Raw genomic sequence first — 3,492 nt, forward strand, 5'->3', positions numbered from 1 at the left:
AGAGCCCGGTGAGTCGAGAGGCTCACGCCGGGTTCTGTGAGCGGCCGAGGGGGCAGTTCCCTCGGCCGACTCGACCGCCTCCTCTAAAATGGTCTCTAAAAGGGGGCGGACAGGAGCTGACAGTGAAGTATTCAGAAGAACGCAAGCGGGCTGTGCTGGCCAAGCTTTGTCCACCGCACAACCGATCAGTCCGGGAAGTGGCCGCCGAGGAAGGCGTTTCGGAAGCAACCCTGTACAACTGGCGCAAGCAGGCTCGGGACCGTGGTGGGCTATACCCCGACGCCGGCTCTGACGCCCAGGGCTGGAGCGCCCGGGACAAGTTCGCCGCCGTGATCGAGACCGCCCCGATGAACGAGTCCGAGCGTTCGGAGTATTGCCGTAAGCGCGGGCTGTATCCAGAGCAGCTCGCCGCCTGGCGCCGGGCCTGCGAACAAGCCAACGACTGGGCCGAGGAGCGCGGTGCCCAGCAGGTCAAGGCCGACCGCGAGCAGCGGCGCCGAACACGCGAACTCGAGCGCGAGCTGGCGCGCAAGGAAAAGGCTCTGGCCGAGACGGCTGCCTTGCTCACCTTGTCAAAAAAAGCCCGGGCGATCTGGGGGGACGGAGAGGACGAATGATCAGCACCCCGGATCGCCGCAAAGCTGTTGAGCTGATCGACGAGTCCCGCGCCGGCGGCGCGCGCCTGAAGCCCGCTTGCCGGGTTCTGGGCATCACGGCGCGCACCTATCAGCGCTGGACGACGGGTGGCAGCGTCCGCGCCGACCGGCGTCCGGAAGCGGTTCGTCCGCTGCCGTCCCATGCCCTGAGTGATGAGGAGCGACAGGCCATCGTGGCCACCTGCAACGAGCCCGAACACGCCTCCATGCCGCCGGGCCAGATCGTGCCCAAGCTGGCCGACGAAGGCCGATACCTGGCCTCGGAGTCGACGTTCTATCGCGTCCTGTCGGCTCAAGACCAGCAGCATCATCGCGGACGCGCCAAGCCGCCCCGAGTGTCCCGGCCGCCGGCGACGCATCGTGCCGATACACCCAATGCGTGCTGGTGCTGGGACATCACCTGGCTGCCGGCCGATGTCCGCGGCCGCTTCTTCTTCCTGTACCTGATCCTGGACCTGTTCAGCCGCAGGATCGTGGGCTGGGAAGTGCACGAGAACGAGAGCGCCGTGCACTCCAGCGATCTGGTCCAGCGGACCTTCTGGAAGGAGGGCTGTACCGGAAAGACGCTTGTGCTTCACGGTGACAATGGCAGCCCGATCAAGGGCCAGACGGTGCAGGTCATGCTCGGCAAGCTCGGGATCACCGCTTCGTTCAGCCGACCGCGGGTCAGCGACGACAACGCCTTCGTCGAATCGCTGTTCCGAACCTGCAAATACGTGCCGCACTTCCCCAAGACCGGCTTCGCCTCGCTCGAAGCCGCGCGTGAGTGGGTTCGTGACTTCGTCGACTGGTACAACCATCAGCACAAGCACCGCGGCATCAACTACGTCACGCCGCACCAGCGCCACACCGGGCAGGATATCGAGATCCTGGCCAAGCGGCACGCCGTCTATCAGGAGGCACGAGACCGGCATCCACAGCGCTGGAGCAGAGATACCCGGAACTGGTCGCCGGTTGGAACCGTCTGGCTGAACCCGGAGAAGGAAGAGCAGGCGAAACGTCGAGCTGCCTAAACATGGACAAGGCGACATCTATCTTGACAACCACCGCAGGTGCCCTTCTGAGAGTCAATAACCCCAGTGCCTCCAAGTAAAGCCTTCTCGAGGGTAGGATTGATAGGGATACTATAGGTCACTATAGGTTCTACTATACGTCACTAATAGTCCACTATAGGTGGCATATAGGTAGCCCTAGAAGTGACCCTAAAGAGACCACCACCAACTACCACGACAGTGGTATTGGAGTAGGTGAAACTACTAGTGGTCTCTGAGTAGACCCAGGGTGACCTAAGGTGACTCTCTCTGAGTGACTAGTAGTCTCCTCCGTAGGTGCCTCTATAGGTGCCCCCTGGGTGACTCTCTAGGTTTCCTCCTATAGTCCCCCTACTACATTCTCTGTTGGTTGTTGGTGGTGGTGTCTACCACTTACCGTCACCCTTCTGTACCCAACGTCTTCCCTCCGAGCCTCTGCTCGTGCATTGTCTCCGATGCACAGGAGGTTCGGTTTACGTCGTCTCCGACGTGTGTCGTCTAGGTGCCTCCTGTGCTCTTTTTCCAAGTCGCGTTCTGCGGCTAATATTTTTGTCCCCATCCTCAGTCGCAGTTTGCGGCTGAATTTTTTTCTATCTAGTGCATTGTGTCTAGCTTCTGTTGCGAGTCGGACGGGAGGGATGATTTGGTAGTCCTAGAGGGAAAGGAAAATGCTGCAAAAATTCGGCACCTCTTTTGGATTGCAGTCCAACGCCGTCTTCCCCCCCCGGGGGGCGTCCTTGAGCCACAGCTCGAACTATTGAGCCTCGGGTGCCGTCTAGATTAGCGTGTACCCACCAGCGTCCGGGCGAAATTCTGCTTCTTGGGGGTGACCCTAGGCCAACCCACAGCCCCGCTTTGCAAAGCGGCTTCCAGCTCGAAATGCCATCTAGGGCTGCTCGACGATTAAAGGCTTGGCAAGGGGCAGTACTTGCTGTAACATTCCCTTAAACCAACGTACAACGGAATGATACACCATGCAGACAGCCACTCGGTTCATCGCTTACTACCGTGTCAGCACCAAGCGTCAAGGGCAGAGTGGCCTAGGCCTTGAGGCGCAGCAGGCTGCTGTCGAGCAGTACCTGGGCAGCTTTAGCAGCAACCTGATCAAGTCCTTCACCGAAACCGAGAGTGGCCGAAACGACGACCGACCTCAGCTCCAGGCGGCGCTGGAGGCCTGCAGAATTCACCAGGCCAAGCTCGTGATCGCCAAACTAGACCGGCTGGCCAGGAGCGCAAGCTTTCTGCTGAACCTGCGGGATGCGGGGGTCGACTTTGTGTGCTGCGACATGCCGGACGCCAACCGGCTGACCGTGGGGATTCTCGCCATGGTCGCGGAAGATGAGGCCGAGCGGATCTCGCAGCGCACCAAAGCCGCACTGCAGGCCGCGAAGGCTCGCGGCAAGCGGTTGGGTACCGCAGGGCCGAAGAACCTCAAGAATCGCGCCCTGGGGAGCCTGAGGGGCAACCAGGTCAAGTCCAGCCAGGCGGATCAACGGGCAATGGATTTAGCGCCGATGATTCGGAGCATGGCTGAGGAGGGTCTTTCGCTTAGAAAAATGGCGGAGCAGTTGAACGCCATGCAAGTTCCGACCGCCCGGGGCGGTAAATGGGCACCTGTTCAAGTGAAGCGGCTGCGAGACCGAATAGACCGGCTGTAAGCGCCAGTCCCGGATAGGTCGTATTTTTTCAGAGCCGACGAGAGGCTTCCCTGTGTGTCAACATCCCTCCCAACAGCACCTGATCGGTTTTATCTGTAACATTCAGGGCGCTTACGGAGTGAATAGATGTCTGATTCCAACGAAGTT

2 protein-coding genes are annotated in these 3,492 nt (G+C 60.3%); both read left to right on the forward strand.

The annotated features are described in order from the left end of the window. Window positions 1–116 precede the first annotated feature (116 nt). A protein-coding gene (locus ACDC67_RS15855; protein WP_459117379.1) for an IS3 family transposase occupies window positions 117–1,669 on the forward strand; the annotation gives its coding sequence in 2 pieces (ribosomal slippage) (window positions 117–588 and window positions 588–1,669; 1,554 coding nt in all). 992 nt (window positions 1,670–2,661) lie between these two features. Continuing rightward, window positions 2,662–3,345, forward strand: a complete 684-nt coding sequence (locus ACDC67_RS15860) for a recombinase family protein (protein WP_376694610.1) — start codon at window positions 2,662–2,664, stop codon at window positions 3,343–3,345. Window positions 3,346–3,492: the final 147 nt, after the last annotated feature.

The sequence above is a fragment of the Wenzhouxiangella indolica genome (assembly GCF_042310355.1).
Classification (GTDB): Bacteria; Pseudomonadota; Gammaproteobacteria; order Xanthomonadales; family Wenzhouxiangellaceae; genus Wenzhouxiangella.

Excerpts from the sequence above, each read along its gene's own strand:
- ACDC67_RS15860 (WP_376694610.1), top strand. The coding sequence starts at position 2,662 with ATGCAGACAGCCACTCGGTTCATCGCTTACTACCGTGTCAGCACCAAG.